The sequence below is a fragment of the Sorangium sp. So ce406 genome (genome assembly GCF_051474675.1).
GTDB lineage: Bacteria > Myxococcota_A > Polyangia > Polyangiales > Polyangiaceae > Sorangium > Sorangium cellulosum_G.
In genome coordinates, this window is the sequence record NZ_CP150340.1 from 7,228,145 (window position 1) to 7,253,112 (window position 24,968).

The 24,968-nt window shown below is 72.5% G+C and carries 16 protein-coding genes; 5 read left to right on the plus strand and 11 right to left on the minus strand.

The window, feature by feature from the left end; translation table 11 throughout:
- Positions 1-40: 40 nt before the first annotated feature.
- On the minus strand, positions 41-982 hold the full coding sequence (locus tag WME96_RS26775) for a hypothetical protein (protein WP_437284424.1): 942 nt from the start codon (positions 980-982) through the stop codon (positions 41-43).
- A 616-nt stretch (positions 983-1,598) separates the two neighbouring features.
- Positions 1,599-2,630 carry a synaptic vesicle VAT-1 family membrane protein gene (locus WME96_RS26780; protein ID WP_437284425.1) on the minus strand — a complete coding sequence of 344 codons (1,032 nt, stop codon included), beginning with the start codon at positions 2,628-2,630 and terminating at the stop codon, positions 1,599-1,601.
- 109 nt (positions 2,631-2,739) lie between these two features.
- Between WME96_RS26780 and WME96_RS26785 the strand changes: the two genes are divergently transcribed.
- Both WME96_RS26785 and WME96_RS26790 read left to right on the plus strand, forming a co-directional pair.
- The gene (locus WME96_RS26785; protein ID WP_437284426.1) at positions 2,740-4,791 is read left to right on the plus strand and encodes a B12-binding domain-containing radical SAM protein; all 2,052 of its coding nucleotides are present in this window, start codon (positions 2,740-2,742) and stop codon (positions 4,789-4,791) included.
- A gap of 175 nt (positions 4,792-4,966) precedes the next feature.
- Complete coding sequence (locus WME96_RS26790; protein WP_437284427.1) at positions 4,967-5,551, plus strand: Uma2 family endonuclease; 585 nt, start codon at positions 4,967-4,969, stop codon at positions 5,549-5,551.
- Positions 5,552-5,614: 63 nt separating this feature from the next.
- Here WME96_RS26790 and WME96_RS26795 read toward each other — a convergent pair whose 3' ends face one another.
- Complete coding sequence (locus WME96_RS26795; protein ID WP_437284428.1) at positions 5,615-5,977, minus strand: VOC family protein; 363 nt, start codon at positions 5,975-5,977, stop codon at positions 5,615-5,617.
- Between the two features lie 422 nt (positions 5,978-6,399).
- Positions 6,400-7,707 (minus strand): DUF362 domain-containing protein, encoded by a 1,308-nt coding sequence (locus WME96_RS26800; protein ID WP_437284429.1) that lies wholly within the window; start codon positions 7,705-7,707, stop codon positions 6,400-6,402.
- 373 nt (positions 7,708-8,080) lie between these two features.
- Between WME96_RS26800 and WME96_RS26805 the strand changes: the two genes are divergently transcribed.
- From WME96_RS26805 to WME96_RS26815, 3 genes are all read left to right on the plus strand, one after another.
- On the plus strand, positions 8,081-8,245 hold the full coding sequence (locus WME96_RS26805; protein WP_081426868.1) for a DUF1328 family protein: 165 nt from the start codon (positions 8,081-8,083) through the stop codon (positions 8,243-8,245).
- A gap of 33 nt (positions 8,246-8,278) precedes the next feature.
- On the plus strand, positions 8,279-8,554 hold the full coding sequence (locus WME96_RS26810) for a hypothetical protein (RefSeq protein WP_437284430.1): 276 nt from the start codon (positions 8,279-8,281) through the stop codon (positions 8,552-8,554).
- Positions 8,555-8,791: 237 nt separating this feature from the next.
- Complete coding sequence (locus WME96_RS26815) at positions 8,792-13,735, plus strand: translocation/assembly module TamB domain-containing protein (RefSeq protein WP_437284431.1); 4,944 nt, start codon at positions 8,792-8,794, stop codon at positions 13,733-13,735.
- Positions 13,736-13,820: 85 nt separating this feature from the next.
- Here WME96_RS26815 and WME96_RS26820 read toward each other — a convergent pair whose 3' ends face one another.
- The 7 genes from WME96_RS26820 to WME96_RS26850 all read right to left on the minus strand — a co-directional run bounded on the left by WME96_RS26820 (position 13,821) and on the right by WME96_RS26850 (position 24,839).
- On the minus strand, positions 13,821-14,579 hold the full coding sequence (locus WME96_RS26820) for a hypothetical protein (protein WP_437284432.1): 759 nt from the start codon (positions 14,577-14,579) through the stop codon (positions 13,821-13,823).
- A 454-nt stretch (positions 14,580-15,033) separates the two neighbouring features.
- On the minus strand, positions 15,034-17,127 hold the full coding sequence (locus WME96_RS26825) for a hypothetical protein (RefSeq protein ID WP_437284433.1): 2,094 nt from the start codon (positions 17,125-17,127) through the stop codon (positions 15,034-15,036).
- Between the two features lie 179 nt (positions 17,128-17,306).
- Positions 17,307-19,280, minus strand: a complete 1,974-nt coding sequence (locus WME96_RS26830) for a hypothetical protein (protein WP_437284434.1) — start codon at positions 19,278-19,280, stop codon at positions 17,307-17,309.
- Positions 19,281-19,449: 169 nt separating this feature from the next.
- Positions 19,450-21,396, minus strand: a complete 1,947-nt coding sequence (locus WME96_RS26835) for a hypothetical protein (protein WP_437284435.1) — start codon at positions 21,394-21,396, stop codon at positions 19,450-19,452.
- A 310-nt stretch (positions 21,397-21,706) separates the two neighbouring features.
- Positions 21,707-22,921, minus strand: coding sequence for a hypothetical protein (locus WME96_RS26840; RefSeq protein ID WP_437284436.1), 1,215 nt, complete (start codon positions 22,919-22,921; stop codon positions 21,707-21,709).
- A complete protein-coding gene (locus WME96_RS26845; RefSeq protein WP_437284437.1) occupies positions 22,918-23,601 on the minus strand; it encodes an RNA polymerase sigma factor in 684 nt (227 codons plus the stop codon). Before WME96_RS26845 ends, WME96_RS26840 begins: the two co-directional genes overlap by 4 nt.
- An 80-nt stretch (positions 23,602-23,681) precedes the next feature.
- Positions 23,682-24,839: a hypothetical protein gene (locus WME96_RS26850; RefSeq protein WP_437284438.1), complete on the minus strand. Its 1,158-nt coding sequence runs from the start codon at positions 24,837-24,839 to the stop codon at positions 23,682-23,684.
- Positions 24,840-24,968: the final 129 nt, after the last annotated feature.

Here is a 24,968-nt window from a genome sequence, read left to right on the forward strand (position 1 = left end):
CGCCCGAACCAGCGCGCGCAGGGCGGCACCATCACCTCGCTCAGCCGGGGCTCTCGGTCACGAGATCCGGGACGGGCGTCAGCTCCGGGTCTTCCCCGCCGCCGGTCCCGCCACCGCCGCTGCCGCCCTTCCCGGGCCCCTCGCTCCCCTTCGGCGCCTCCTTCCTCGAGCGGCCCACGTTCGGCCGGCCCGCCGCGAACAGCGACGGGAACCGCTCCTGCATGCGCGCGTTCCTCCGCCAGAGCCACAGCGCCGCCGCCCGCACCTCGTCATAGCGCTGGCAGAGCAGCGTCCAGACCCGCACGTACCGGTCGTAGGCCTCCCGGGCCTTCGGCGTCAGCGCCGCCGAGAGCTTCTGGATCATCGCCCCGGCCAGCTCCCGCGCCCGCGCAGCGTCGCCGGCCCGGTAGTGTTTCCGGTCCGCCTTCACCACGTCGACGCGCAGCTCGTAGATCCGCGCGTACCCGAGCAGGTCGTTCGCGAGGTCGCGGTGCCCGGTGCCCGGCCGCAGCCGGTCGAGCTCCGGCTTGATCGCGGGATCGTCCGCGAGCTGGTACTCGCAGAGCGCCTGCATGCGCCCCTCGACCTCCATCGCCTCGGTGACGAGCGCCTCCGGCAGCCGCGCGTCCGTCTCGAGCGCGCCGGCGGCCCGCGCCTCCGCGAGCGCGTGGAGCGTGGCGAAGCACGCGAGCCCGAGCTCGTCGAGGTGGGTGATGTCGAACTCCTCCCGAGGCAGCCGCGCGAAGCGCGCGCGCACGTCGGGCGATGACACGAAGCCGACGACGCCGAGCGCCGCGTACGTGGCCGCCTCGACGTCCATCCTCACGGTGACGAGCTCGGCGTCGGAGAGGCCGTCGAGCTGCGGGGCGAGCGCCTCGATGGCCTTCTTCCCGGCCGCGGGATCGTAGATGGGCGGGGCATACGACGGCTCTCCGGAGGTGGCGGTCAGGGAGCGCTTCTTCGTCTTCTTCACAGCAGGCATGTCTCTCCTCCTGAAGTCTCCTCGAACAGGGAGGCTGTTGGTTTCAGCACGGCCCGGCCCATCGCCTCGCTGCGCGGCAGCGCGAGCGCACGATGGACCGGGGCCAGCGGGACGGAGCGCGCCGCGCGAAGGGGATCACCGCCCGACGTCGCTCTGTCCCGTCACAGGGGTAAATCGGGAGCGCGGCACCGATCGGGTCACGAAAATCGACCGGGCGCCCCGTCGTTTTCTTGTTCTGCGCGGACCTGCACGGCCGGGCGATCCCGCCGGGACGAGAAATAACTGTCCTGGGGGGCGCTCGACAGCCTCCACTCTGAATTTCAATTCTCCCCGTGGCTTCCGACAGCCTCCGGGTTGAATTTCAATTCTCCCCGTGGCTTCCGACAGCCTCCGGGTTGAATTTCAATTCTCCCCGGAGCCTCCCGACAGCCTCCGGGTTGAATTTCAATTCTCCCCGGAGCCTCTCGACCCCCCGGGGAACAAGGGGGAAGAACGAACGCCGGCCGTGGCGATTTCGTGCTGTCCGGCGTCTGTTATCCGGTGAGCGCGGCCCGCCGGCGTGAGCAACATCACGACGCCGCGCGCGCCAGCAGCGCTCAGGCGGCCCGCCGGCGCGCTACATCGTCAGCACCAGCTTGCCCACCGTGGTCCCCGACTCCAGCGCCCGGTGCGCCTCCCCTGCCCGCTCCAGCGGGTACGTCGTCACCGGCGGCGCCGCGATGCGCCCCTCCTCCAGCCAGCCCACGAGTCGCTCCATGGCCTCGCGCAGGATCTCCGTCTTGTGGAACAGGTACGAGAGGTTGAACGCCAGCACGCTCTTGTTGTCGTTGCAGAGGTCGAGCGGGTTGAAGCGCGGCATCCGCACGAAATCGAGCGCGAGCTTCGCGTAGTTCGGGCGGCCGCCCTGCCGCGGCAGCATCGTGTGGAAGCCGTACACGACAAGCTTCCCCGCCGGCCCGAGGTGCCGATAGCTCTGCCGCAGCGTCTCGACCCCGTTCGCGTCGAGGACCACGTCGTAGCCCTCGGGCGCGAGCCGCTCGGCCGCGGACCAGAGCGGCTCGCGGCTCTTGTCGATCACCGCGTCCGCGCCGAGGCGCTGCGCCGCCTCGACCTTGTGCGCGGCGCCCACGACGCCCACCACCCGGCAGCCGGCGATCTTGCCGAGCTGCACGAGCGCGCCGCCCACGCCGCCGGCGGCCGAGTGCACCAGCACCACCATGCCCGGCCGCAGCCGCAGGAGCTCGTACAGCGCGTAGTACGCCGTCATGAAGACCGCCGGGAAGCCGGCCGCCTGCTCCGGCGTGAGGCGCGCCGGCCGCGGGTAGACCTGGTGGCGCGGGACGGCGACCCGCGAGGCGTAGCCGCCGAAGCGGGTCACGGCGAAGACCGGCGACCCCGGCGCGAGATCGGACGCGCCCTCGCCCAGCGCGGCGACCGTGCCGGCGACCTCGAAACCGGGCGTGATCGGCCAGCCGACGTACTTCTTCGCCGACTCGTAGAGGCCCATGCGAACGACGCAATCGGCGTAGTTGACGCCCGCTGCCTGCACGTCGACGAGCACCTCGCCGCGCGCAGGGCTCGGGTCGGGGTGCTCCTCGACGCGGAGCTTGTCGTGGCCGCCGGGCTCGTGAACGACGATCTTGCGCATGGTCACCTCCCCTGGAGACTGTCGCTCACCGCTGCAACGGCACAAGGAGATTCCCTGCTTCACGACCGGCCCGGACGCTAACCCCGCCCCGTGCTAGACCGCCGCCCGAATGCGCATCGCGCTCGTCTACCCGCCGACCTGTGACCCCACCGCGCCGTACCTCGCGGTGCCGATGCTGACCGGCTTCCTGCGCGCGAACGGCGTGGAGGTGCTGCCCGTCGACGCGAACGTCGAGGCCTTCGACGCGCTCCTCTCGCCCGAGCCCATGGCCGGCCTCTGCGACCGCCTCGAGGCGCGCCTCGGCGAGCTCGACCGTCGCCCCGCGCTGCCGCACGCCGATCAGCTCGAATACCTCGCGCTCGCCCGCGCGCGCGGCGACGCGCACGCCGTCCCCGCCGCGATCGACCACGCCAAGGCCACGCTGCGCTCCGGCGACGGCTTCTACGACCCCGACGCCTACGCCAGCGCGGTCGCGACGGTCGAGGCGGCGCTCGGCGTCGTCTCCGCCACGCACCACCCGCTCAAGCTCGACTTCACGGCGTACCGGACCCCGTTCGGCCTGCTCTCGATGGACGAGATCGCCCGGTCGAGCCGGCCGGAGCACGACCCGTTCGACGGCTGGGTGCAGCAGACGCTCGTGCCCCGGCTCCGCGACGCGCGCGCCGACGTCGTGGGCCTCTCCGTCTGCTTCCCGGGCCAGCTCCAGCCCGCGTACGCGTTCGCCCACAAGATCAAGCAGGCGCTGCCCGGCGTGCACGTCACGTGCGGCGGCCCCGGCGTCACGCAGATGCTCCTCCGGCTGTCGGGCGAGCGGCTCGCGCGCGCGCTCGGCCCGTTCGACTCGGCGTGCCTCTTCGAGGGCGAGCACACCCTCCTCGCGCTCGCCCGCGCGCTCGATGAAGGGCGGCCGCTGCGCGACGTGCCGAACGTCGTCGTGCGCGACCGCCTGCTGGGCGCGCGGTGGCTATCGGGGCACGGCATGGAGGACCTGAAGGCGCTCCCCGCGCCCGACTTCGACGGGCTCCCGCTCCACGCCTACCTCGCGCCGGCGCTCGTGCTCCCGTACGACCCGACGCGGGGCTGCTACTGGGGCAAGTGCACCTTCTGCCACTACGGCCTCGCCGAGGTCGGCACCGCGGCGTACCGCGAGCGCGCGGTCGAGACCATCGTCGCGCACCTCGGGGCGCTCGCGGCGCGGCACGGCACGCGCCACTTCTACCTGTCGCAGGACTCGGTCGCGCCGAAGACGCTCGTGAAGATGTCGCAGGCGATCCTCGACGCCGGCCTCGACGTCCGGTGGGCGACCGACCTCAAGCCGGAGAAGTACCTCACGCAGGAGCGCGCGGACGTGCTGCGCCGCGCGGGCGCCGTCGCGTGCGCGCTCGGCGTCGAGTCCGCGTCGCCGCGCGTCCTCGGCCTCATCGACAAGGGCGCGCCCGTCGAGGTCGTCGCCGACGTGATCGACCACCTCGCGTCCGCGGGCGTGGCCGCCGAGGCGATGTGCTTCACGGACTTCCCCACCGAGACGCACGCCGAGGCCGTCGCGACGCTCGACTTCCTGCGCGCGCGGCGCGAGGCGCTCGCTGTGTACATCGTCGGCGAGTTCGGGCTCACGCACGGGTCGCTCGTCGCGCAGACGCCGGAGCGGTTCGGGATCGACGAGGTGTTCGAGCTCGAGGGCGACGAGCTCGGGCTGGGCCTGTTCTTCGTCCCGCGCGAGCCGTGGAAGACCGACGCCGAGCGCGCCGACGTCGACGAGCGGCTCGCCGACCTGTCCCGCGGCTGGACCCTGCGCACCTATCCCTGGGCCGGCGCCGTGTCGACCGCGCACACGATCCTCCAGTACGACCGCTTCGGGCCCGGCGTCTTCCGCGACCGCGCGGCGCAACGTCCCGCCGAGGGCGTGCCCGGCTCAGAGGCCATCGAGCGCGGGCTGCGCTTCGATCCGCGCGCGGCCGAGCACGCCGAGGCGCGCGAGGCCGAGATCTGGGCGACGCTCGTGCACGAGGCGCGGCGCGTGGGGCGCGACGCCTACGAGGCGCTCGCGCGGTCGTTGCCGCCGCTCCGACCGAGGCCGGTGCGCGTCAGGTTCGTCGCGGGCGCCGCGCCGACGGTGACGTCGGGGCGACGGCCGTCGCACGCCACGAGCGCGGCGCGCTGAGCACGCGACGAGCGCCGCCGGAGGAGCTGTCGGCACGGGCGGTCTCGGTCGGCAGCGCGCCGTCCAGCGTCGGCACCAGGCGGCCTCCTTCCCAGGTTCCCGCCGCGCCATCCTGCTGAGCGGGCAGATCAAGGAGCGCGGCGCCGGTGTTCGGGGCTGGATGCTACGATGCCGCATGGCCCAGAAGGCACCCGAAGCGAAGCTCTCCCCGGAGGAGTACCTGGCGATCGAGCGCTCCTCCGAGCTGAAGCACGAGTACGCTGACGGGGAGGTGTTCGCGATGTCAGGCGGCACGCGCGAGCACAGCCTCATCGCGGCCAACGTGGTGGGTGAGCTCCGGAGCGCGCTGCGGGCGCACCCGTGCGAGGCGCACGCGTCCGACCTGCGGATCAAGAGCGTGACGGCCAACCGCTACGTCTACCCGGACGCGTCGGTCGTCTGCGGTCAACCCCTGTTCGAGGACGAACGCCGCGACACGCTCCTCAACCCCACGGCCGTCTTCGAGGTCCTCTCCGAGTCTTCGGAGCGCTACGACCGCGGCGACAAGTTCGCCCTGTATCGGGGAATCCCTTCGATCACCGATTACGTCCTTCTCTCCCAGTTGCATGTGGAGATCGAGCATTTCTGCCGTCAGCCGGACGGGACCTGGCTCCTCCGGGTGCTCGGCCCGGGCGAGCAGCTTCAGCTCGCCTCCATCGGATGCGATCTGGCGGTCGACGAGCTCTATCTCAAGGTCTTCGCCCGGCCCGCGGACGCCTGAGCGACGCCGCGCGACGCGCCTGCCTGGCGAGGCGCTCGCGGTCTACGCGCCGCCCCGGCGCTGTCAGCGACGGTGGCTGACCTCGACGAGCACGCCGCCGGGAGCGCGCGTGTAGAAGGCCGGCCCGCCGCGGACGTCCCGCAGCGGGGAGACGATGCCGGCGCTGGCCGCCGTCATCCGCTCATGGGCCTCGTGGACCGCGGCCTCGCTCTCGAGCAGGAAGCCCACGTGGAACTGGGCCGGGTAGCTGATCGGATCGTCGGCGCGCAGCCGGCTGATGACGAGCGTGAAGCCGGCCTCGTCCTGCAGGATGGCGAGGGCGTCGCGCCCCTTCTCCCGCTGGCAGCGAAAGCCGAAGAACCGCTCGAAGAACTCGCTGGTCTCCCGGACGTTGGATACGCAGAGATCGAGATGATTGAGGTGCATGTCGGGTCCTTTCAGGTGGATGAAAGGTCGGGCCCGCCATGCGCGAACGCTCCGGTGCCGACGTGTGCCGGCGCGCGCTCTCGCACGATGCTGGTGATGGATGTGCTCGCCCATGGACCGCCCGACCAAGGCGCAGCACAGACTGCGCCCTGCTCGTCGTGGGTCCTGGCGCTGGTGCGTCGGACAGAGCTTCCTTGCGGAAGTGACCGGGGCTCACCGAACCGGTCCGCCTTTTTCGACGTGTCGTCAATGAAAGCGCATGGTGACGGGCGCGTCAAGCAGCGCCCCCCACGGGTTCCGGCCCATGATGCGCGAAAGCCCAGCACCGGCGTCTGCCGGCGCTGGGCCCTGGGCTCCTCACTGGTGGAGGAGCGGCACCGTCCCCGCGCGCACCGCGCTCCGGAGCCGGCTCGCCGCAACGGCTACACCGCCGGCGCCCCGCTCCCGCCGGCCGCCTGCGCGCGCGCCCGCTTGCGGACCTGGATCTCCGGCGACTCCGCGACGGCCATCCCGACGAGGCGCATGCCCTCCAGGAAGTGCCTTACCCCGGTGCGGACCAGATCCGGGCTCGCCGTCCCCACGTCGGGGTACCCTCGCCCCTCGGCGTCGGGCTGCACCTTGCCCCAGTTCGCGAACAGCCGGCCCCACGGGCTCTCGAGCACGGGCGCCATCTTCTCCTTCGCGTAGCGCGGGTACCAGAACATGTCGTGGTACGTGACCGACGCCACGTAGGCCCAGGGCGCAAGCCAGGTCTTGAGCGACCACTCGACCGGCTTCTTGAGCGGACCCCAGTAGATGCGGTGCTGGTTGCGCGAGGCGAACGTCATCTCCTTGAACGGCCCTTCGAAGTTCCAGTTCTCGTTCGCGGCGTCCACGTCGCCCACGAGCTCGATGTCGCGCACGTCGCCCGTCCCGAGGCCGAGGTCGTGCGCGAGGCGCACGAACTTGCAGTCGCGCATCGGGTCGAACCCCATCAGCTTCGCCGCCACCGCGTCGATCGCCACCTGGTCCGCCGACGCGAGCAGGACGTTCTTCACGTGCGGCACCATGCACCGCGGCCCCGGGCCGTCGCCCGCGAAGGTGCCGTCCATCACCGCGAACACCCCGCGGTGGATCTTCTTCTGGATCATCAGGAGATCCACGAGCGTCTCGTGGATGACCGGGTGCGTCCAGTGCCGGTGCTCGTTGAGCAGGCCGCCGAAGGCGTTCTTCATCGCGCCCGTCGTCGTCGTGAAGATGTGCGTCTTCACCGTCGGCAGGTGGATGATGTTCTCGCCGATGAAGCGCTTCGGGATCGAGAACCCCTTCGGGTACACCTCGTTCAGACAGAGGAACTTCTTCCGCAGATCGCCGACCGCATCGCCGATCGGGATCCACTCCTCCCCCTCGTAGAGGTGCACGTTGCGCAGGCCGTGCGCCTGCACGACGTCGACCTGCTTGTTCTCGCGCTCACCCAGGTGGGCGTCGATGACGACCGTGCGGTTGTGGCACGCGTGGATCAGGTCCTTCGAGTACCCGTCCTGCGTCATCGCCCGGATGACACCCTCCAGCTGCCAGGGCGTCGTGGATGAGCTCGGGTAGAAGAAGTGCCAGGAGATGTTCACCTTGAGCGCCGTGTCGGCGTCCTTGGCGACCACATCCTGGTAGCCGGCCAGGTTCATCAGCCGGTGGTAGTCCGAGAGCACCGTCGCGGGGGACGTGCGGATGACAGCAACCTTCGATTTCGGCATGGCCAGGACCTTATAGCCCGTCCGGAGTCGCCCGATCCGGGAAGTTGTGGGGCGTCCGCGTGCAGCCTTCGTGCAGCGGGGCCCACACCGCGCAGCGCCGCGCGGCCGCGCCCGGCGCCCGCACAGGTCCACCCTGTCACGATCGGGGCATCATGCCCCACAAAAAGGGCGCCGCTCGCGTGCCCGGACGGAAGCGGCGGCGCCGAGCTCGTCGCCCTGCGGCCGCGTCCGGCCCGGAAGGCCGCGGCCCGCGGCGGCCGCCAGCCTCTGCCACGCTTCGGCACGGGGGGTGCAATCCGGCACTCAGAACTCGCGTTGAGGTCGTCTTCACGAAGACAACGGATCGACGCCCTGAGACCACTTGGAGGACATCATGCTCGGTTGGACTGTCACCTTCTTCATCATCGCAATCATCGCCGCCATCTTCGGTTTCGGCGGTATCGCCGCGAGCGCCGCGGGCATCGCGAAGATCCTGTTCGTCGCCTTCCTGGTGCTCGCCGTGATCTCGCTCGCGCTCGGGCGCCGCGTCCCTTCGTGACGCACGGCACGCGCAAAAGGACTGGGTGAAGCCATGAGCAACGCAACCCAACCGCCGAACGGAGAGCCCTGGCGGCCCGGCGTGCCGCAGCCGATCATGAGCCCCCCCGGCGAACAGCCGGAGACCCCAGGCTCGCCCGGGCGCACGTCGCCGGACCGCGAGATCCATCTCCCGGGCACGACGGAGCAGCCCACGCCCGGAGGGGCTCCGGAGAAGCACCAACCGGAGGTGCCGGCGCCGGCGCACACGCACGAGATCCCCGATCCGTCGCCGTACGAGGTCCCGCGCCACGACTTCCCGCGCGCGTGACCCCACGGAAGGCGAGCGACCGGAGCGCCGCACCCGGGGCACGACATCGACCGCGCCCGCCGTCCAGCAGAACGGCGGGCGCGCTCGTGCCGTGGGCTCCAGCTTCGCGTCGGACGGCGCGCGGCCGCCTGCCGGGCCCTCAGGGAGATCTGCAAGAGGCCGTCGGGTCTCCCCGGATTTGTTGGTTGGCTGGTCTCGCGGAGCTGCGATGCTGACCTCTATCCCTAGCTGATCACCATGCCCGAAGATCCCACCCTCCCTCCCGTGTCCAGCGCAGCCGTCCCGCACCGGCAGGGCCGCTTCCGCCGGGCGCTCGCCCGCGCGGCCGCCGTGTCGGCCAGCGTGATCGGCCTGGGAGGCGTGTTCGTCGCGGCCACGGCCGTGGGCGCGGTCGTTCACCTGAACGTCGCCTCGACGCGCAACCTCACAAGGCAGCTCGTCAACGACATCCTGCGATCCAGCCTGGAGGGGCAGATCGAGATCGCGCACATCGACCGTCTCGGCCTCTTCACCGCCGACGTCTCCACGGTCACCGTGCGCCACCCCAGCGGGACGGAGCTCCTGCGCGTCAGCGGCGTCCACGCCGACTTCAACGCGCTCGCGATCGTGAAGGAGCTCCTCCTCGGCGACGGGGACCTCGCCATCACCATCCCGCTCGTCCGGGTCGGCGACGTGGACGCCCTGCTCGAGCAGGACGAGCAGGGCGCGCTCACCCTCGCGCAGGCGTTCACGCCGAAGCCGTCGGAGGAGCCGCCCGCCGAGGACGGGCGGCCGCTCCGCCTCGAGCTCTCGCGCGTCATCCTCGACCACGCCGCGGTCCACGGCACGGTCGCCCCCGAGAGCCCCATCGACGCGACCATCGAGAACCTCGCCGGCGCGATCGTCGTCGCGGACCAGAGCCGGTACGCGATCGAGCGCGTGCGCATCACCGAGCGGCGCCTCCTGCCGGTGCCGGTCGAGGCGACCAGCATCGCCGGGAACGTGAGCGTCCCCGCGGACGCGCCGATGGAGCTCACCGCGCGGGTCGAGGGGAGCGTCGGCGCGATCCCGATCACGGCCGAGGGGACGCTGAAGGACGAGCGCCTCTCGGCGCGGGTCTCGTCGGCGCGCGTGACGCCCGAGGCGGCGCTCGCGATCGACCCCAGCGTGCCGCTCGCGCGGCCGCTCTCGGTCCTTGTCACCGCCGACGGGGAGCTCTCGGATCTCTCGGTCACCGCGCGCGTCGCGGTCCTCGATCCGCTGGTCACCGACGACGCCGTGACCGGCGAGATCACCGCCCGCGCGCGCCTCGACGCGCTCGATCCGAAGCGCATCACGGCCGAGGTCCGGATCACCGAGCTCGACCCTCGCGCCTTCGTCGGGGCGGCGGCGCCGGCCGCGCGGGTGAGCGCGGAGGCGCGCGGCGACATCACCCTCGACGAGGAGGGCGGGCCGCGCATCGTCGCCGAGGCGAAGACGGAGCCGTTCCTCGTCGTGGGGCAGCGCGTGCCGGCGACCGAGGCGCGCGCGACCTTCGAGCGCGGCGCGCTGCGGGCGGACGCGACGATCCACGAGCCCGGCGCGCCCATCGAGGCGAGCGTCGCCCTCTCGAAGGAGGGCGAGATCCAGTTCGAGGCGCGGAGCGAGATCCCGTCGCTCAGCGCGGTGCAGCACGTCCCGAGCGGCATCCACGGCAGCGCCGCGCTGCACGTCGAGGGCGCGCTCAAGAACGACGCGCTCGACGCCAGGGCGACCGTGCGCGTCGCCGGGCTCCGCGTCGGGTCCGATCTGCAGCTCGGGCGCGGCGAGATCAGGGCCAAGGCCGCCGGTCCCCTCGACAAGCTCACGATCGACGGCGCGTTCCGGGGGGCGGACCTCCGCGCGCAGCAGTACGCGTTCGACAGCGTCGCCGCGAGCGCCGCGGGCCCGGTCACCGCGCCGCGCGTGCGGGTGTCGCTGGCCAGCGCGGAGCGCCGCATCGCCGCCTCCGCCGACCTCGACATCCCGGGCAGCCAGGCGCGGCGGATCCGCGTCGAGGTGGCGCGCGGCGAGGACGAGATGGTCGCGCAGGCGGCCCGCGTCGCGTGGGACCGCGGGATCGCCGTCCGCGACCTCGCCCTGCGCGGCGACGGCGTGGGAGATCTCCAGGGCAGCCTGTCGCTCGTCGGGGACGAGCTCGAGGGCGAGCTCCGCGGCACGGCGATCGACCTCCAGCGCATCGCGGACGTCGCCGGCGTGCCGCTCGGGGTCGGCGGCCTCGCCAACCTCGACGTGTCGATGCGCGGCCGCGGGAAGCGCCGCGCCGGGCACGTGCTGGTCGAGCTCGAGGACGGATCGGTGCCGGGCGTGGCGCCGCGGCTCTCGATGAACATGACCGCGCGCATCGAGGGCGAGGCGCTGAAGGCGGACGGCCTGGTCCGCCTGATTGCCCCGCCCGAGCCCCCGCCCGCGCAGTCCCGGGAGGCCCACCGGCAGGGCGCGACGCCCGGCAAGCCGTCGGCCACGCTCGGCGACCTCGCGGAGCGCCCGAAGGCGCCGCCGCCGCCGGTGTGCCGCGGCGCGATCGCGCGCGTCCTCGTCGACGGGAGCGCGGCGAACCTGCGCGGCTCGCTCCTGTCGGAGCGCACCTGGCAGACGGTCACGGGCTCAGCGCGGATGGAAGCCGACGCGTGGCAGCTCGGTTGCCTGGCCCAGGCGTCGCCGGTCCCGGTCGCCCTGAGCGAGCTCGCGGGCCGGCTCACCGCGCGCCTCGCGGTGGTGCGCGAGGCCGGAGAGCGGCTCCCGTCGGTGCGGAGCCTCTTGATCCGCACCGAGGGCCTGCGCGCGGCCGGGCCCCTCGACGAGAAGACGGGCGTGCCTGCGTGGGTGTCGAGGAAGCTCGACGCGCGGCTCGCCGGCGACCTCGACGCGAAGTCGGGCGACGCGCACGTCACGCTCTCGGTGTTCGATCACCGGCTCGTGGCGGAGCTCTCGGCCGCGTTCGACGCCGACCTCCCGGCGCTCCTGGCCGATCCGGCGGCGGCGCTCCCGCGGATGCCGATCGCGGCGCACTTCCAGGTGCCGCGCCGAAAGCTCAACGATCTCGCCGAGCTGGCCGCCTTCGGGAAGCGGACCCCGGTGCTGTCGGGCGCCGCGGGGGTCGACGTGTACTTCGCGGGGACGATCGCCGAGCCCAGGCTCGTGGCCCGCGCGACGGCGGCGAACGTGGGCGGCATGGGCGGCCCCTCGCCGCTCGGCAAGCTCCGGCTCGACACGCTGCTCGTCTATGACGGGCGCGACGCCGCGCTCGACGCGTACGCGTTCCGCGGCCCGCGCACGTACATGACCGCGAAGGCGAAGCTCGGCGCGAACGCCGCCGCCCTCATGGGCGGCGCCCCGGGCGCCCCGCTCTTCAGCGACGGCAACCTCGAGGCGAAGATCGCGGACCTGCCGCTCGCCGAGATCCCTGTCCTCGCGGACATGCAGGTCAGCGGCCAGGCGCGCGGCGAGGTCACGGTGCGCGGCCTCTTCGGGGCGGCTCCCGAGGTCGCGGCGCGCCTCCAGTTCCCGGGCCTCAAGCTCGGCCCCGACGCGCAGTACGAGACCGCCGAGGTGTCGCTCGACATCCCGCCGCCGGGCGACGGCGGGCGCACCGCGGCCGTGGCCGACGTGCGGCTCGTCGCGCGCGACGGCGGCCGGCTCGAGGCGAAGGCGGAGGCGCCCGTGATGTGGGAGGCGAACGCGATCCCGACGCTCACGGACGATCAGAACGCCGAGGTGTCGCTGTCGGTCGACCGCTTCCGGCTCGCGGCGGTGGAGCCGTTCGTTCAGGGCTCGGTGAACCGGCTCGACGGCACCCTCGACGGCGACGTGCGGCTCGGGCTCGGCGAGCACGCGGGCTTCACCGGCCAGATGCGCCTGACCAAGGGCCTCGTCCACGTGGCCACGATCGGCCAGCCGTTCGAGAACGCCTCGTTCCGCGTCACCGCGAGCCCCTCGGGCGAGCTGCGCATCGAGGACATCCGCGCCGAGGCCGGCAGCGGCCTGGTCCGCGGCGGAGCGACGCTCCAGATGCAAGGGTTCGCCTTCAAGAGCGCCCGCGCCGAGCTCGAGATCCCGGAGGGCCGGGACCTCCCGATCGCGCTGGAGGGCGTCCCGATGGGCGACGTGCGCGGCAAGGTGGTGCTCGCGGCGCAGCAGCGGGACGATCAGATCGCCGTCCGCGTCGACGTGCCCACGCTCAACCTGACGCTGCCGCCGACGATCGGGCGGAGCGTCCAGCCGCTCGACGAGAACGAGGACATCGTCACCTCGGCGCCGCTCAGCCAGGCGGAGTACGAGGCGCGGCGCGCGCCGGCCGAGCCGCCGGACGGCGCGCCGAAGCAGGACGCGGGCGGCACGCCGCTCGTCATGGAGGTCCACCTGGGCGGGATCGGCATCGAGGGCGACATGGTGCAGGCCTCGCTGGCCGGCGATCGCGCGCACCCGCTCCGCATCACGGTCGGGGGGGAGACGAAGATCGAGGGCAACGTGAACATCGTCTCGGGGAAGCTCGAGGTGATCGGCAAGGAGTTCGAGATCGAGCCGGGCGTCGTCGCGCTGCAGGGGGATCCCTCGAACCCGTACCTGAACGTGAAGGCGTTCCACGACACGCCGGAGGGGACCCGCATCTACATCGACTACGTGGGCGAGCTGAACCCGATCACCGAGGAGAAGATCACCTTCCGCTCGGAGCCCCCGCGCCCGGAGAACGAGGTCATCGCGGAGCTCCTGCTCGGCAAGCAGTACGCGGAGGGGACGCTGGCGGGCGGCACGTCCACCGAGGAGCCCGGCTCCGGCGGCGGCAGCAGCGCCGCCGGCGGGGTCGCGGCCGGCGTGGGCACCGGGCTCGCGTCCGCGCAGATCAACATGATCCTCCAGAGCATCGGGCCGCTCCAGAACTTCGAGACGCAGCTCGACACGACCGACCAGGGCGCGCTGAAGACGACCGTGGGCTACCAGCTCGGGCAGCGGGTGACCGCGAGCGCGAGCTACGAGGCAGGCTCGACGGGGCAAGGAACGGGGACGGGGACGGCGCGCGGCGGCACCGCCAACAGCGCTCAGGCCCGCACCGAGGTGAGCCTCGAGTGGCGCTTCCGCCGCGACTGGTCGGTGCGGGCCGGGATGGCCACGGGCGAGAACCCGGGGACGACCCTGGATCTGCTCTGGAAGCACCGGTACTGAGCGCCCGCCGCGCAGGGCTCGAGCGCCCGCCGCGCAGGGCGCGCCCTCGTCCCTCGGGACGGCGCGCCTCCTGAGCGGCGCCGGCTCAGCCCTTCACGCAGATGCCGCCGCAGTCCGCGCCGATCGGCGGGCTGCAGTCGTCGCGCGGATCGTCGACGCACACGAGCCCCTCGGGGCACGGGATCGACGCGATGCCGCCGCACATGGTCGGCGCGGGCTCGGCCACCACGCAGATGCCGGCGCAGTCCGCGCCGCCGTGCCTCGGATCGCAGTCGTCGCCCGGGTCGTCCACGCACTCCAGCCCCTCGGGGCACGGGAACCCAGCGATCCCGCCGCACATCGTGGGCTTCGGCTCGACGCAGATCCCGCCGCAGTCCGCGCCGCCGTGCTCCGGGTCGCAGTCGTCGCTCGGGTCGTCCACGCACTCCAGACCGTCGGGGCACGGCAACCCCGCGAAGCCTCCGCACATCGTCGCGGTGGGCTTCGGCTCGACACAGACGCCGATGCAGTCCGCGCCGCCGTGCGCCGGGTCGCAGTCGTCGCTCGGGTCGTCCACGCACTCCAGCCCGTCGGGGCACGGCAGCCCCGCGAAGCCCCCGCACACCTGCGGCGCCGGCTCGTCGACGCACACGCCTGGGCAGTCGGCCCCGCCGTGCGCCGGGTCGCAGTCGTCGCTCGGGTCGTCCACGCACGCCAGGCCCTCTGGACAGCTCGTCCCAAGGAACCCTCCGCACGACTCCGTTTCCTGCGGATCCTGCGTTTCACCTGTATCGCCGTCGTCCTCCTTCGCGCAGCCCACGAGTCCGATCACGATGAGCAAGAAAGCCAGTCCCTTGTGGCGCATCAGAACCTCCGCGTTGTGCCTGTCCGAACCCCGCTGCGGCCTCCAGACGATGACCGCGCGACAACCCTGGCGTGCGGGCGCCGCCGCGGAGAACGCCCCCGGCGACCGCCAGACCGCCAGCAGGAATGCTGTGGTCTGCGCTCGCCCGCAGGGCGTCCTCCGGGACGACTTCCCATCCTGGCGTCCGCTTCAAGCAGCTTCGGTGCCACTTCCAGCAGCTTCGGTGCCGCTGGAACGCGCCGCATTTCGCGCGGAGATTCGCCCTATCCGAGGCGCTCACCGCGCGATCGAGATGTCTCGCTGTGTCTCAGCAGTGTCTCATCTGTGCCAACGGCCTGGCCGCAGGGTGAGCCAGCCCCCCGGGCGGAGGACCTCTCCCCTTGTGCGACGGGGCGGCACATGCGCTCCGCGCGCCGCCTGCGCACGAGGTCGCGACGATCGACCGCCGCCTGCGTCAGAGCGCCGCGTCGAGCCGGTCGAGCACCGCCCGCATGACCGGCAAGTAGCCGTAGTCAGGCGATGAGGTGTCCGCCGTCTGCGCCGGGCAGATCGAGCCCGCGACCGCTTGCGTCCCGAGGCTCTGGAGGAGCTGCAGCTCGCGGAGGCCCGGGTACGCCTTGCCCTTGTACTGCGTCGTCGTGCGCGGGAGGGGCTCCGCCGGGTCGTTCGTGCCCTCGGGCATGCACACCGGGTTGTCGATGACATTGCCTGCAAACATCCTGCATTCGCAGCTCGCGGTGGTTCCCTCGCAGGAGCGCTCCTCGACATCGAAGATGCAGGCGTACTGGAGATCGCCACTGCTCCCCGACGGGATCGTGTACTCGCGACCGTTGATCGCGTTCCACCCCGTCTGATGAGGCTGAACGATTCCATCACCGGTGATCGGGTTCGCACCCGCTCGGGGCGCCCTCGACTCGATCATGAACGGGTCCGCGGGCGCGACGTGGTTCGCCGGATCGCCGAGGACGACCTCCCAGGTGCTGTCGAAGCCGCCGGACACCGGACCGCCGAGCTCGCCGGCGTCCTTGAGCCCGCCGATCGGGTTGCCTTCCCCATCGAGGCCGCCCACGAGATCGGGGACGCCGTTCGCGTTCTGGCGCGCGAGGTCCTGCCACGGCACCCCGACGATGCCCGTGAACACGACGTGCTGCGGCCCGCGGGTCCGCGTGTTGCCGTCCTCGGGATCCAGATCCGAGAAGATCGGGTTCGGCACGACGTCTCCGTTCCGCGTCCACACGGTGGGCGACGTGAGCGCCTCGGTGTACCGCTCGATCGGGTAGAGGAAGTCGTACCCGAAGCGGCGCTTCTGGTCCCAGCACCGCAGGTTCACCGGGTCTTCCGCCGCAGAGAGCCTGGCAGGATTGCCGTCCGGGCCCGTGCAGGTCGGGTCCGCGGGGCAGCCGTCCTGACTCTGCGCGCACGACCTGCAGCACGGGTCGTTCGGGTTGGTGGCGCACTCGCTCCGCGGCCGCCACAACCTGAAGTTGTTCCTCGTCTCGGCGACCAGGTAGTTCCTGCCACCGTCCCTGATCGAGCAGTCGTTCTCGTCGGACAGCATCACGATGACCAGGAGCGAGTCCGACCGGAGGAAGTCCTTCCGTTGCTGCAGAACCGTGACGTCGATCCCGGCGGGCACGGCGGAGTCGTCATCCAGGGTGATCGTCTGGTACGGCTCCGGATCGACGAGGAAGCGGTAGAAGCTCTCCAGCGGCGCCTCGAAGCCGCACCCCGCCTGCCCGACCCCTTGAATGATGTTGCCGAGCTTGCCGGCGAGCGCGGCCGGGTCGGAGTCCCCCGCGGGGGTGCGGCTCCCGGCCGCGTCCCACACGAGAAAGCCCTTGTCCAGGTAGGTGGGGAGGTCGTTCCCCACCACCCCCGGATCGGAGCGCGCGAGGAGGTGGGCCATGTCCGTGTTGGAAGCGGACGTCGTCGGAGCGCAGGTGCTCGCCCCGTGGCCGCCGAGGCTGGTGCTGATCACGCCGATGTGCATGTCGTTCACGGGCGTGCGGGCGCGCGAGGTGCCTTCCGGGCATGGCTCGAGCCCGCTCGCGGGCTGCTCCGTCGCCGCCACCGGGTGGCCCGCGCCGTCCACGCAACGCGGGTTGGCGATGTCGAACACGAGGTCGGCGGCCGCCGACCGCAACATCTGCTGCTTGTCCGCCATCGATCCGGAGTTGTCGACCACGAACAGGAGATCGACCTTGTCCGGCGTGAACTGCGGCGGATCCCAGCCGCCACCGCTGCCGCCATCACCACCGAGGCCGCCACTGCCGCCATCACCGCCGAAGCCGCCGCCGCCCTCGCCGAAGACGCCGCTCCCGACGCTGGTGACGCTGCCGACGCTGGTGCTGCTGCCGACGAAGACGCCGCTGCCGACGCTGGTGACGCTGCCGCCGCTGCCGACGCTGGAGCTGCTGCCGACGACCGAGCTCGAGACGGTGGTGGTGGGGTCGAGTCCGTCGAGCGAGACCTCGAGCTGACATCCGGCGACCGAGGCGGCGCCCAGGACGAGAAAGGGCAACACGGTTCGTGACATCTTCAATGACATGGTTCCTCCTTGTGCGGGGCCCGGAGGCGCCGCCGAAGACCGATCGTGACAGGGCATGAAGGGACGCACGGGCGGCTTCCCATTTCAAAAAGAGAGCTTGTTGGTTTGACGAGGTTCCGGAGGACCGGCGCGACGGCGTGAGGCCTCGCTGCGCCGGAGGGTCCCCGTGATCGCAGGGGTCAGAGCGCCGAGGAGAGCCGGTCGAGCACCGCCCTCATGACCGGCTGATAGCCGTAGTCGGGCCGCGAGGCGTCCGAGAGCTGCGCCGGGCAGATGGATCCCGCGACGCCCTGATCCCCGAGGCTCCGGAGGAGCTGCAGCTCACGGAGGCCCGGGTACGCCTTGGCCCGCTGCTGTATCGAATCCCGGTCGCCGGGATCTTCCAGGCCGTTGGTGCCTTCCGGCTTGCACAACGGGCTGTCGTTCACCCCGGTCACGCTCTCGCGGCAGTCGCAGCTCGGGACGTTCCCCTCGCAGGAGCGCTCGTTGGGGAGGTCGAACATGCAGGCGTACTGGAGGTCTCCCGTGCTCCCCGGCGAGACCGTGTACTCGCGACCGTTGATCGCGTTCCACCCCGTGGCGTCCGGGTGGACGAGCTGATCGCCGGTGATCGGGTTTGTGCCCGCGCGGGGCGCCCGCGACTCGATCATGAACGGATCCTTGGGCGCGACGTGGTTCGCCGGATCGCCGAGGATGATCTCCCAGGTGCTGCTGAAGCCGCCGTCCACCGGGGCGCCGAGCTCGCCGGCGTCCTTGAGCCCGCCGACCGGGTTGCCGTCCGCGTCGCGGCCGTCCACGAGATCGGGGACCCCGTTCGCGTTCCGGCGCGCGAGGTCCTGCCACGGCACCCCGACGATGCCCGTGAACAGGACGTGCTGCGGCCCTCGAGTTCGCGTGTTGTCGTCCTCGGGATCCAGATCCGAGAAGATCGGGTTCGGCACGAGGTCGCCGTTCCGCGCCGGCACGGTGGGTGACGTGAGCGCCTCGGTGTACCGCTCGACCGGGTAGAGGAAGTCGAACCCGAAGCGGCGCTTCTGGTCCCAGCACCGCAGGTTCACCGGGTCTTCGTCCGCAGAGAGCCTGGCAGGATTGCCGTCCGGGCCCGCGCAGGTCGGGTCCGCGGGGCAGCCGTCCTGATTCTGGGAGCACGATCTGCAGCACGGGTCGTTCGGGTTGGTGGCGCACTCGCTCCGCGGCCGCCACACCCTGAAGTTATTCCTCGTCTCGGCGACGAGGTAGTTCCTGCCTCCGTCCTTGATCGAGCAGTCGTTCTCGTCGGACAGCATCACGATGAGCAGGAGCGAGTCCGGCCGGAGGAATTCCTTGCGCTGCTGCAGCACCGTATGGTCGATCCCTGCCGGCACCGCGGTCTCGGTCTCGATGGCCATCGTCTGGTACGGCTCGGGGTCGACGAGGAACCGGTAGAAGCTCTCCAGCGGCGCCTCGAAGCCGCACCCCGCCTCTCCGACCCCCTGCACCATGTTGCCGAGCTTGGTGGTGAGCGTGATCGGGTCGGAGTCCCCTACGGGGTCATGGCTCCCGTTCGCGTCCCACACGAGGAATCCCCTGTCCTGGTAGGTCGGCAGATCGTTCCCCGTCACGCTCGGATCGGAGCGGGCGAGGAGGTGAGCCATGTCGGCGTTGGAGGGGGAAATGCTCCTCGAGCACACGCTCGCCCCGTGGCCGCCGAGGCTGCTGCTGATGACGCCGATGTGCATGTCGTACACGGGTGTATGCACGCGCGCTGAGCCTTCCGGGCACGCGCTCAGCCCGCTCCCGGGTTGAGCGCGCACCGAGCCGTCCGGGTCCACGCAGGGTGGGTTGGTGATGCCGGAGACGAAGTCGGCGAGGGCGAGGCGCAGGACCGCTTGCTTGTCTGCCATCGAGCCGGAGTTGTCGACCACGAACAGGACATCGACCTTGTCCGGCGTGAACTCCGGGGGATCCCAGCCCCCTGTGCCCGTGGTGGTGCTGACGCTGGTGCTGGAGACGGGGCTGTCGAGGCCGCCCGTCCCGCCGCTGCCCCCGCCTTCGCCCCCGACGCCCGAGCTCGCGTCTGCCCCGCCGAGCGACAGATCCACCTGACATGCTGCGAGCGCGATGGCGCCCAGGACAAGGCAGGGTGGCAGGCGTCGCGAGAGCTTCGATGACATGATCTCTCCTTGAGCGGCGCCGGGAGGCGCCGCGGAAGATTCGCTGTGGCAGAGCGTGAAGGGAGGCACGCGCGGCTTTCCATTTCAAAAAATCATCTTCGTTCGACGAAGGTCCGGAGGACCGGCGCGCCGCCCTCTGCGGCCGGGCGGCGTCGTCCTTTCGCCGTGGTCAGAGCGCGGAGGAGAGCCGGTCGAGCACCGCGTTCATGATCGGCCGGTAGCCGTAGTCGGGCGACGAGGCGTCCGAGAGCTGCGCCGGGCAGATGGATCCCGCGACGCCCTGCTCCCCGAGGCGCTGGAGGAGCTGCAGCTCGCGGAGGCCCGGATACGCCTTGGCCCGCTCCTGCGTCGTCTCCCGGTTGCCGGGATCTTCCAGGCCGTTGGTGCCTTCCGGCTTGCACAGCGGGCTGTCGTTCGCCCCGCTCACGCTCTCGCGGCAGTCGCAGCTCTGGGAGCTCCCATCGCAGGAGCGCTCGGTGAGGAGGTTGAAGATGCAGGCGTACTGGAGGTCTCCCGTGCCCCCCGGCGGGATCGTGTACTCCCGGCCGTTGATCGCGTTCCACCCCGTGGCGTCCGGGTGGACGAGCTGATCGAGGGTGAGCGGGTTTGTGCCCGAGCGGGGGGCCTGCGACTCGATCATGAACGGGTCCGCGGGCGGCACGTGGTTCGCCGGATCGCCGAGGACGATCTGCCACGTGCTGCTGAAGCCGCCGGGCACCGGGGCGTCGAGCTCGGCGGCGTCCTTGAGCCCGCCGACCGGGTTGCCTTCCGCGTCGAGGCCGTGCATGAGATCGGGGATCCCGTCCGCGTTCTGGCGCGCGAGGTCCTGCCACGGCACCCCGACGATGCCCGTGAAGACGATGTGCTGCGGCCCGCGGGTCCGCGTGTTGCCGTCCTCGGGGTCCAGATCCGCGAAGATCGGGTTCGGCACGAGGTCTCCGTTCCGCGCCGGCACGGTGGGCGACGTGAGCGCCTCGATATAGCGATCGATCGGATAGAGGAAATCGAATCCGAAGCGGCGCTTGTGGTCCCAGCACCGCAGGTTCACCGGATCTTCCGCTGCAGAGAGCCTGGCGGGGAAACCATCATCGCCCACGCAGGTCGGGTCCGCGGGGCAGCCGTCCGCGGCCTGGCTGCAGGACTTGCAGCACGGGTCGTTCGGGTTGGAGGCGCACTCGCTCCGCGGCCGCCACAATCTGAAGCCATTCCTCGTCTCGGCGACGAGGTAGTTCCTGCCTTCGTCCCTGATCGAGCAGTCGTTCTCGTCGGACAGCATCACGATGAGCAGCAGCGAGTCTGGCCGGAGGAAGTCCCTGCGCTGCTGCAGCACGGTCTGGTCGATCCCCGTGGGCACGGCGACATCTCCCTGGAGCTCTAGTGTGACGTACGGCTCGGGGTCGACGAGGAAGCGATAGAAGCTCTCCAGCGGCGCCTCGAAGCCGCACCCCTCCTGCCCGACCCCTTCCACGATAGCGCCGAGCTTGGTGGCGAGCTCGACCGGATCGGAGTCTCCTGCGGGGCCGTGGTTCCCGGCCGGGTCCCACACGAGAAAGCCTCTGTCGAGGTAGGTTGGCAGATCGTTCTCCACCGACTGCGGATGCGAGCGCGCGAGGAGGTGGGCCCTGTCGTCGTTGGAAACGGACGTCAGCTGAGGGCAGGCGCCCGACCCATGTCCGCCGAGGCTGCTGCTGATGACGCCGATGTGCATGTCGTTCACGGGCGTGCGCGCGCGCGAGGTGCCTATCGGGCACGGGCTCAACCCGCTCGCGGGCTGCGCGCTCGCTGGACGTCCGCTCGGCTCGAGGCAAGGCGGGTTGGTCATGCCGCTGACGACGTCGGCGAGCGCCAGGCGCAGCACTTCTTGCTTGTCCGACATCGACCCGGAGTTGTCGACCACGAACAGCAGATCGACCTTGTCCGGCGTGAACTGCGGCGCGTCCCAGCCTCCTGCGCCCGTGCCCGTGCCCGTGCCCGTGCCCGTGGTGGTGCCGCTGCCACCTCCCCCCGAGCTCGCGCTGGCGTCTATCCCGCCGAGCGACACCTCCACCTGACATCCTGCGAGTGCGATGGCGCCCAGGACGACACAGGACGACAAGGACCGTGAGAGTTTCGGCATGATGGCTTCTCCTTGAGCGGAGCCGAGCGGCCCCGCCGACCACCGGCACTGACGAGCATGAAGGGGCGCTCCCCCCGCCCCCCATTTCAAAAAGCACCTCCGCCCAACAAATCCGTGCTCCCCGAGTCGACACAGCGCTCTCTCTCCCCCGCTCCCCCCCTTCACGGATCCTCCTCTGCGGCCTCAGAGCGGGGCGCTCCCGCACAGGAGACGGGCCCAGATCGGCGTTTTCGGCGCGGAGGCGTACTCCAGTACGCCGAGCACCGAAAACGCCGAGATGGGCCCGTATCCGAAGCGGGAGCGCCCCGCTCTAGCGGGTGAAGGCTTGGAGGCGAGAGACGTGGGGGCTCGAGGGGTAGGCGAGGAGGAATGCCGATGCGCGCTGCGCGGCTGCGGCGCGCTGGCCGCTGTCCCAGAGCGCCTCGATGGTGAGCGCCTCACGCTCCTGCGCGAGCGCGCCGCCAGGGAAGCGGAGCCGCGCTTGCTCGACGATCACCAGCGCGCCGGCGGCGTCGCCGCGCCGGAGCGCCGCGCGCGCGTCGCCGAGGAGCGTCAGCTCCTCGCGCAGCCGGCTCTCCCGCAGCGCCGCCGGGGTGGACGCGCCGTCCGCGCCGAGGACGGCGTCTGCGGCGTCCGGCGCGGGTGCGGCCCTTGTGACTTCTGCCTCGATTGCGGGCGGCTGGCTCGCGGCGGGCTCGGGCCGCGGTGCTGCCGGCTTCGGAGGCGCCGCGGCCGCGCGGGGCGCGGTCGGGATGGCGGCCGGCGCCGCCGCCTCGGCGCGCGCAGGCGTCGCGACCCGCGCAGGCGTCGCGACCCGCGCAGGCGTCGCGACCCGCGCAGGCGTCGCGACCCGCGCCGCCGCCTCGGCCTCTGCCGCCTCGGCCTCCGCCGCCTCGGCCTCCGCCGCCTCGGCGGGCGCCGCCGGCCTCCGGCTCGCCGGCAGCGCCGCCGGCGCGGCGGCCCGCGGCGCGACGGCCGGCGCGACCTCGACGACCTGCGCCCGCGGCGCGACGGCCGTCGGGACCGCGACCGCATAGCCTGCGAGGAACAGGCCCCCGCAGGCGGCGCCGAGCAGCATCGACTTCACGATGCCCGCGGTGCCCGCCACGGCCGCCGCACCGGCGGCGCCCGCCGCGCCGGCAGCGCCGGCGAGACCGCCGCCGCCCGCGGCCGCAGCCGCCACCTTGCCCGCCGCCGACGCGGCGACCGCGACCTTGGCCGCAGGCGCGGCGACCGCGACCTTGCCCGCCGACGCGGCGGCGGCGGCCTGGCCCGCGCCGCCTGTCCCAAGGCTGCCCGCGCTCGCCGCGCTGCCCGCCTGGGCCGAGAGCGCGCCTCCCCCGGCGCCCTGAGCCCCGCCGAGCGTGGCGGCCCCGGCGGCGAGGCCGAGCTGCGCGGCCATCGCGGCCCACACCCGCTCTTGCTCCCCGTCGGGCGGGTCCACCGGCGGCGCCGCGCGGAGGAGCTCGCGCTCCACCTCGAGCGCGCTCCCGTCGGCGTCGATCCAGCGCATCGGATCGCTCATCGCTCCCCTCCCGCGTGCTTCCAGACGGGTTGCCGCTCGACCCCCGGCAAGGGAAGAACGTTCGACGCCGGTGCCCGCGCGGCCGGCGAGCGCTCCGCGGCCGAGATCCCGGCGTCGACGGCCGCTGCCTTCAGCACGGGCTGCGACTTCGTGACCGTCGGCCCGCCCACGCGGAACTGGTCGCGCGCGTTCAGGCGCGCCACCGCGCGGCGGAACGCGTCGCGCGCGAGGCGGAGGCGCGAGTAGACCGTCCCCAGCGGGACGTCGAGCAGCTCCGCGACCTCCTCGCCGCCCATGCCGTCGAGCTCGAACAGCGTGAACACGGCGCGCTGCTCGAGGGGCAGCTCGTCGAGGATGGCCTCGAGCAGCTCGATCGCCTGCCGTCGCTCCGCCTGCGCGCCGACGTCGGCGCGGTCGTCGGCGCAGTCGAGCAGCGGCTCGTCGTCGTGGGCGCGCCGTCTCATGTGCGCGAGCTTGCGCCGGTCGCGGGCGACGTGAAAGCAGATGCTGTACAGCCAGGTCGTGATCTTTGACCGACCCTCGAACTCGGGAAGCCGGCGGTGGACGACCAGGAACACGTCCTGGACCGCATCGGCGGCGTCGCTCTCGGGCACGCCGAGCCGGCGCAGCGAACGCCACACGAACCGAAAATGCTGCGCATAGACCTCTCCGAAGGTCATCGTGGCCTGCCGCTTCTGGTCATGCTCGCCCCCTCAGTGGAAGGTCGCCTGGTCCGCCATCAGGGAATCGACACGTCGGATCAGAAAATCGACACGCGGGCCCCCAGCCCCACGAGCAACCCCACCGGGGAGGGGTCGAGCACGGCGTCCGTCGTGACCGGCGCGCCGGCGTCGCTGCCCGCGCGGCGGTCGACCGTGAAGCGCGCCCGCGCGACCGGCGCGAGGAGCGTCGCGCGCGCGGACCAGCCCAGCGCGCGGGTACCGAACAGCGGCCCCTCGGCGATGGCCGAGCCGCCCACGGCGAACCAGAGCGCGGAGTCCTCGCGGTTCGGGCTGAACCCCCTGCCCGCGCCGTGGACGGCGCCGAGCATCGACGCCGCGCAGGCCGAGAGCCGGACCTCGTCGAGCTCGCCGGCGATCGTGGCGCAGCCGCGCGCCGTCGCCGCGACGAGCCCGATGGAGGCGACGCCCGGCTCGATGTCGATGTCCTGGCGCGGCAGCCACACCGCGCCGAGCCCGGCCGACCACGCGCGGCGCCGCAGCGAGACGCCGCCCGTGGCGGCCGCCCGGAACGGGTCGAGCATGCCCACGGTCCCCGCGGCGCCGAGCTCCGCCGAGACGTCCCAGGACGGCGGCTGACGCGCAGAGGGCGGCGGCGCGGGCCTGCGCGCGGGCACGACCGGCGCGGGCGCGGCAGGGGGCGGCGCGGGCGCGACCGGAGGGGGCGGCGCGGGCGCTGGCTCGCTGTCGAGCAGGATGGCGATGGTCAGGGCCAGCGCCTCGACGAGCTCGCCGCAGGTCGCCCCCGCCTCGGACGAGAGCTGCCGGGCGCGGCCTCCGGCCTGGAGGACGGCGGTGTAGGTGGTCTCGGTCCGGAGAAAGTGGACCTCGTACTCGGGCACGTCGCCGGCGCCCGGCGGGGTGCCGGCGCCCGGAGCAGCGGCCCCGGCGGTCGACGGGGCATCCCCGGCGAGCGACGGCGCGGGAGCGGCGGCCGCCGGGGCGCCGTCCGCGGCCGCCGGTGTGCTGACCGGGTCGAGGGCGGGCTGCTTCATCACGCGCTCGACCGCTGCGGCCAGCGACGGCGCGTCGGGGCAGTCAGCCGCCGACGGCGCCCGGTGAACGGCGAGCCGCGGGCGCTGCGGGGCCGCCGCGGCGACGCGCAGCGAGCCGAGAGAAAGGACGCACAGGGCGAGGACGCAGAGCGCGCCCCGAAGCGAGGAACGAGGGCAGGTCACGGGGAGGCCTCCCAATTATCGCAAGGAGCGGGGCAAGCGAAGTTAGGACGCGCGGATGCCGGCCAGCTTGGGCCGCCGCGCGGCGATCGCGGGGCCGGCGCGGCCGACCGCTCCGCCCCCGGCGGGCCC

Bases quoted from the DNA above. Each gene is read 5' to 3' on its own strand.
- WME96_RS26775 (WP_437284424.1), bottom strand. From the start codon at position 982: ATGCCTGCTGTGAAGAAGACGAAGAAGCGCTCCCTGACCGCCACCTCC.
- WME96_RS26780 (WP_437284425.1), bottom strand. From the start codon at position 2,630: ATGCGCAAGATCGTCGTTCACGAGCCCGGCGGCCACGACAAGCTCCGC.
- WME96_RS26785 (WP_437284426.1), top strand. From the start codon at position 2,740: ATGCGCATCGCGCTCGTCTACCCGCCGACCTGTGACCCCACCGCGCCG.
- WME96_RS26790 (WP_437284427.1), top strand. From the start codon at position 4,967: ATGGCCCAGAAGGCACCCGAAGCGAAGCTCTCCCCGGAGGAGTACCTG.
- WME96_RS26795 (WP_437284428.1), bottom strand. From the start codon at position 5,977: ATGCACCTCAATCATCTCGATCTCTGCGTATCCAACGTCCGGGAGACC.
- WME96_RS26800 (WP_437284429.1), bottom strand. From the start codon at position 7,707: ATGCCGAAATCGAAGGTTGCTGTCATCCGCACGTCCCCCGCGACGGTG.
- WME96_RS26805 (WP_081426868.1), top strand. From the start codon at position 8,081: ATGCTCGGTTGGACTGTCACCTTCTTCATCATCGCAATCATCGCCGCC.
- WME96_RS26810 (WP_437284430.1), top strand. From the start codon at position 8,279: ATGAGCAACGCAACCCAACCGCCGAACGGAGAGCCCTGGCGGCCCGGC.
- WME96_RS26815 (WP_437284431.1), top strand. From the start codon at position 8,792: ATGCCCGAAGATCCCACCCTCCCTCCCGTGTCCAGCGCAGCCGTCCCG.
- WME96_RS26820 (WP_437284432.1), bottom strand. From the start codon at position 14,579: ATGCGCCACAAGGGACTGGCTTTCTTGCTCATCGTGATCGGACTCGTG.
- WME96_RS26825 (WP_437284433.1), bottom strand. From the start codon at position 17,127: ATGTCATTGAAGATGTCACGAACCGTGTTGCCCTTTCTCGTCCTGGGC.
- WME96_RS26830 (WP_437284434.1), bottom strand. From the start codon at position 19,280: ATGTCATCGAAGCTCTCGCGACGCCTGCCACCCTGCCTTGTCCTGGGC.
- WME96_RS26835 (WP_437284435.1), bottom strand. From the start codon at position 21,396: ATGCCGAAACTCTCACGGTCCTTGTCGTCCTGTGTCGTCCTGGGCGCC.
- WME96_RS26840 (WP_437284436.1), bottom strand. From the start codon at position 22,921: ATGAGCGATCCGATGCGCTGGATCGACGCCGACGGGAGCGCGCTCGAG.
- WME96_RS26845 (WP_437284437.1), bottom strand. From the start codon at position 23,601: ATGACCTTCGGAGAGGTCTATGCGCAGCATTTTCGGTTCGTGTGGCGT.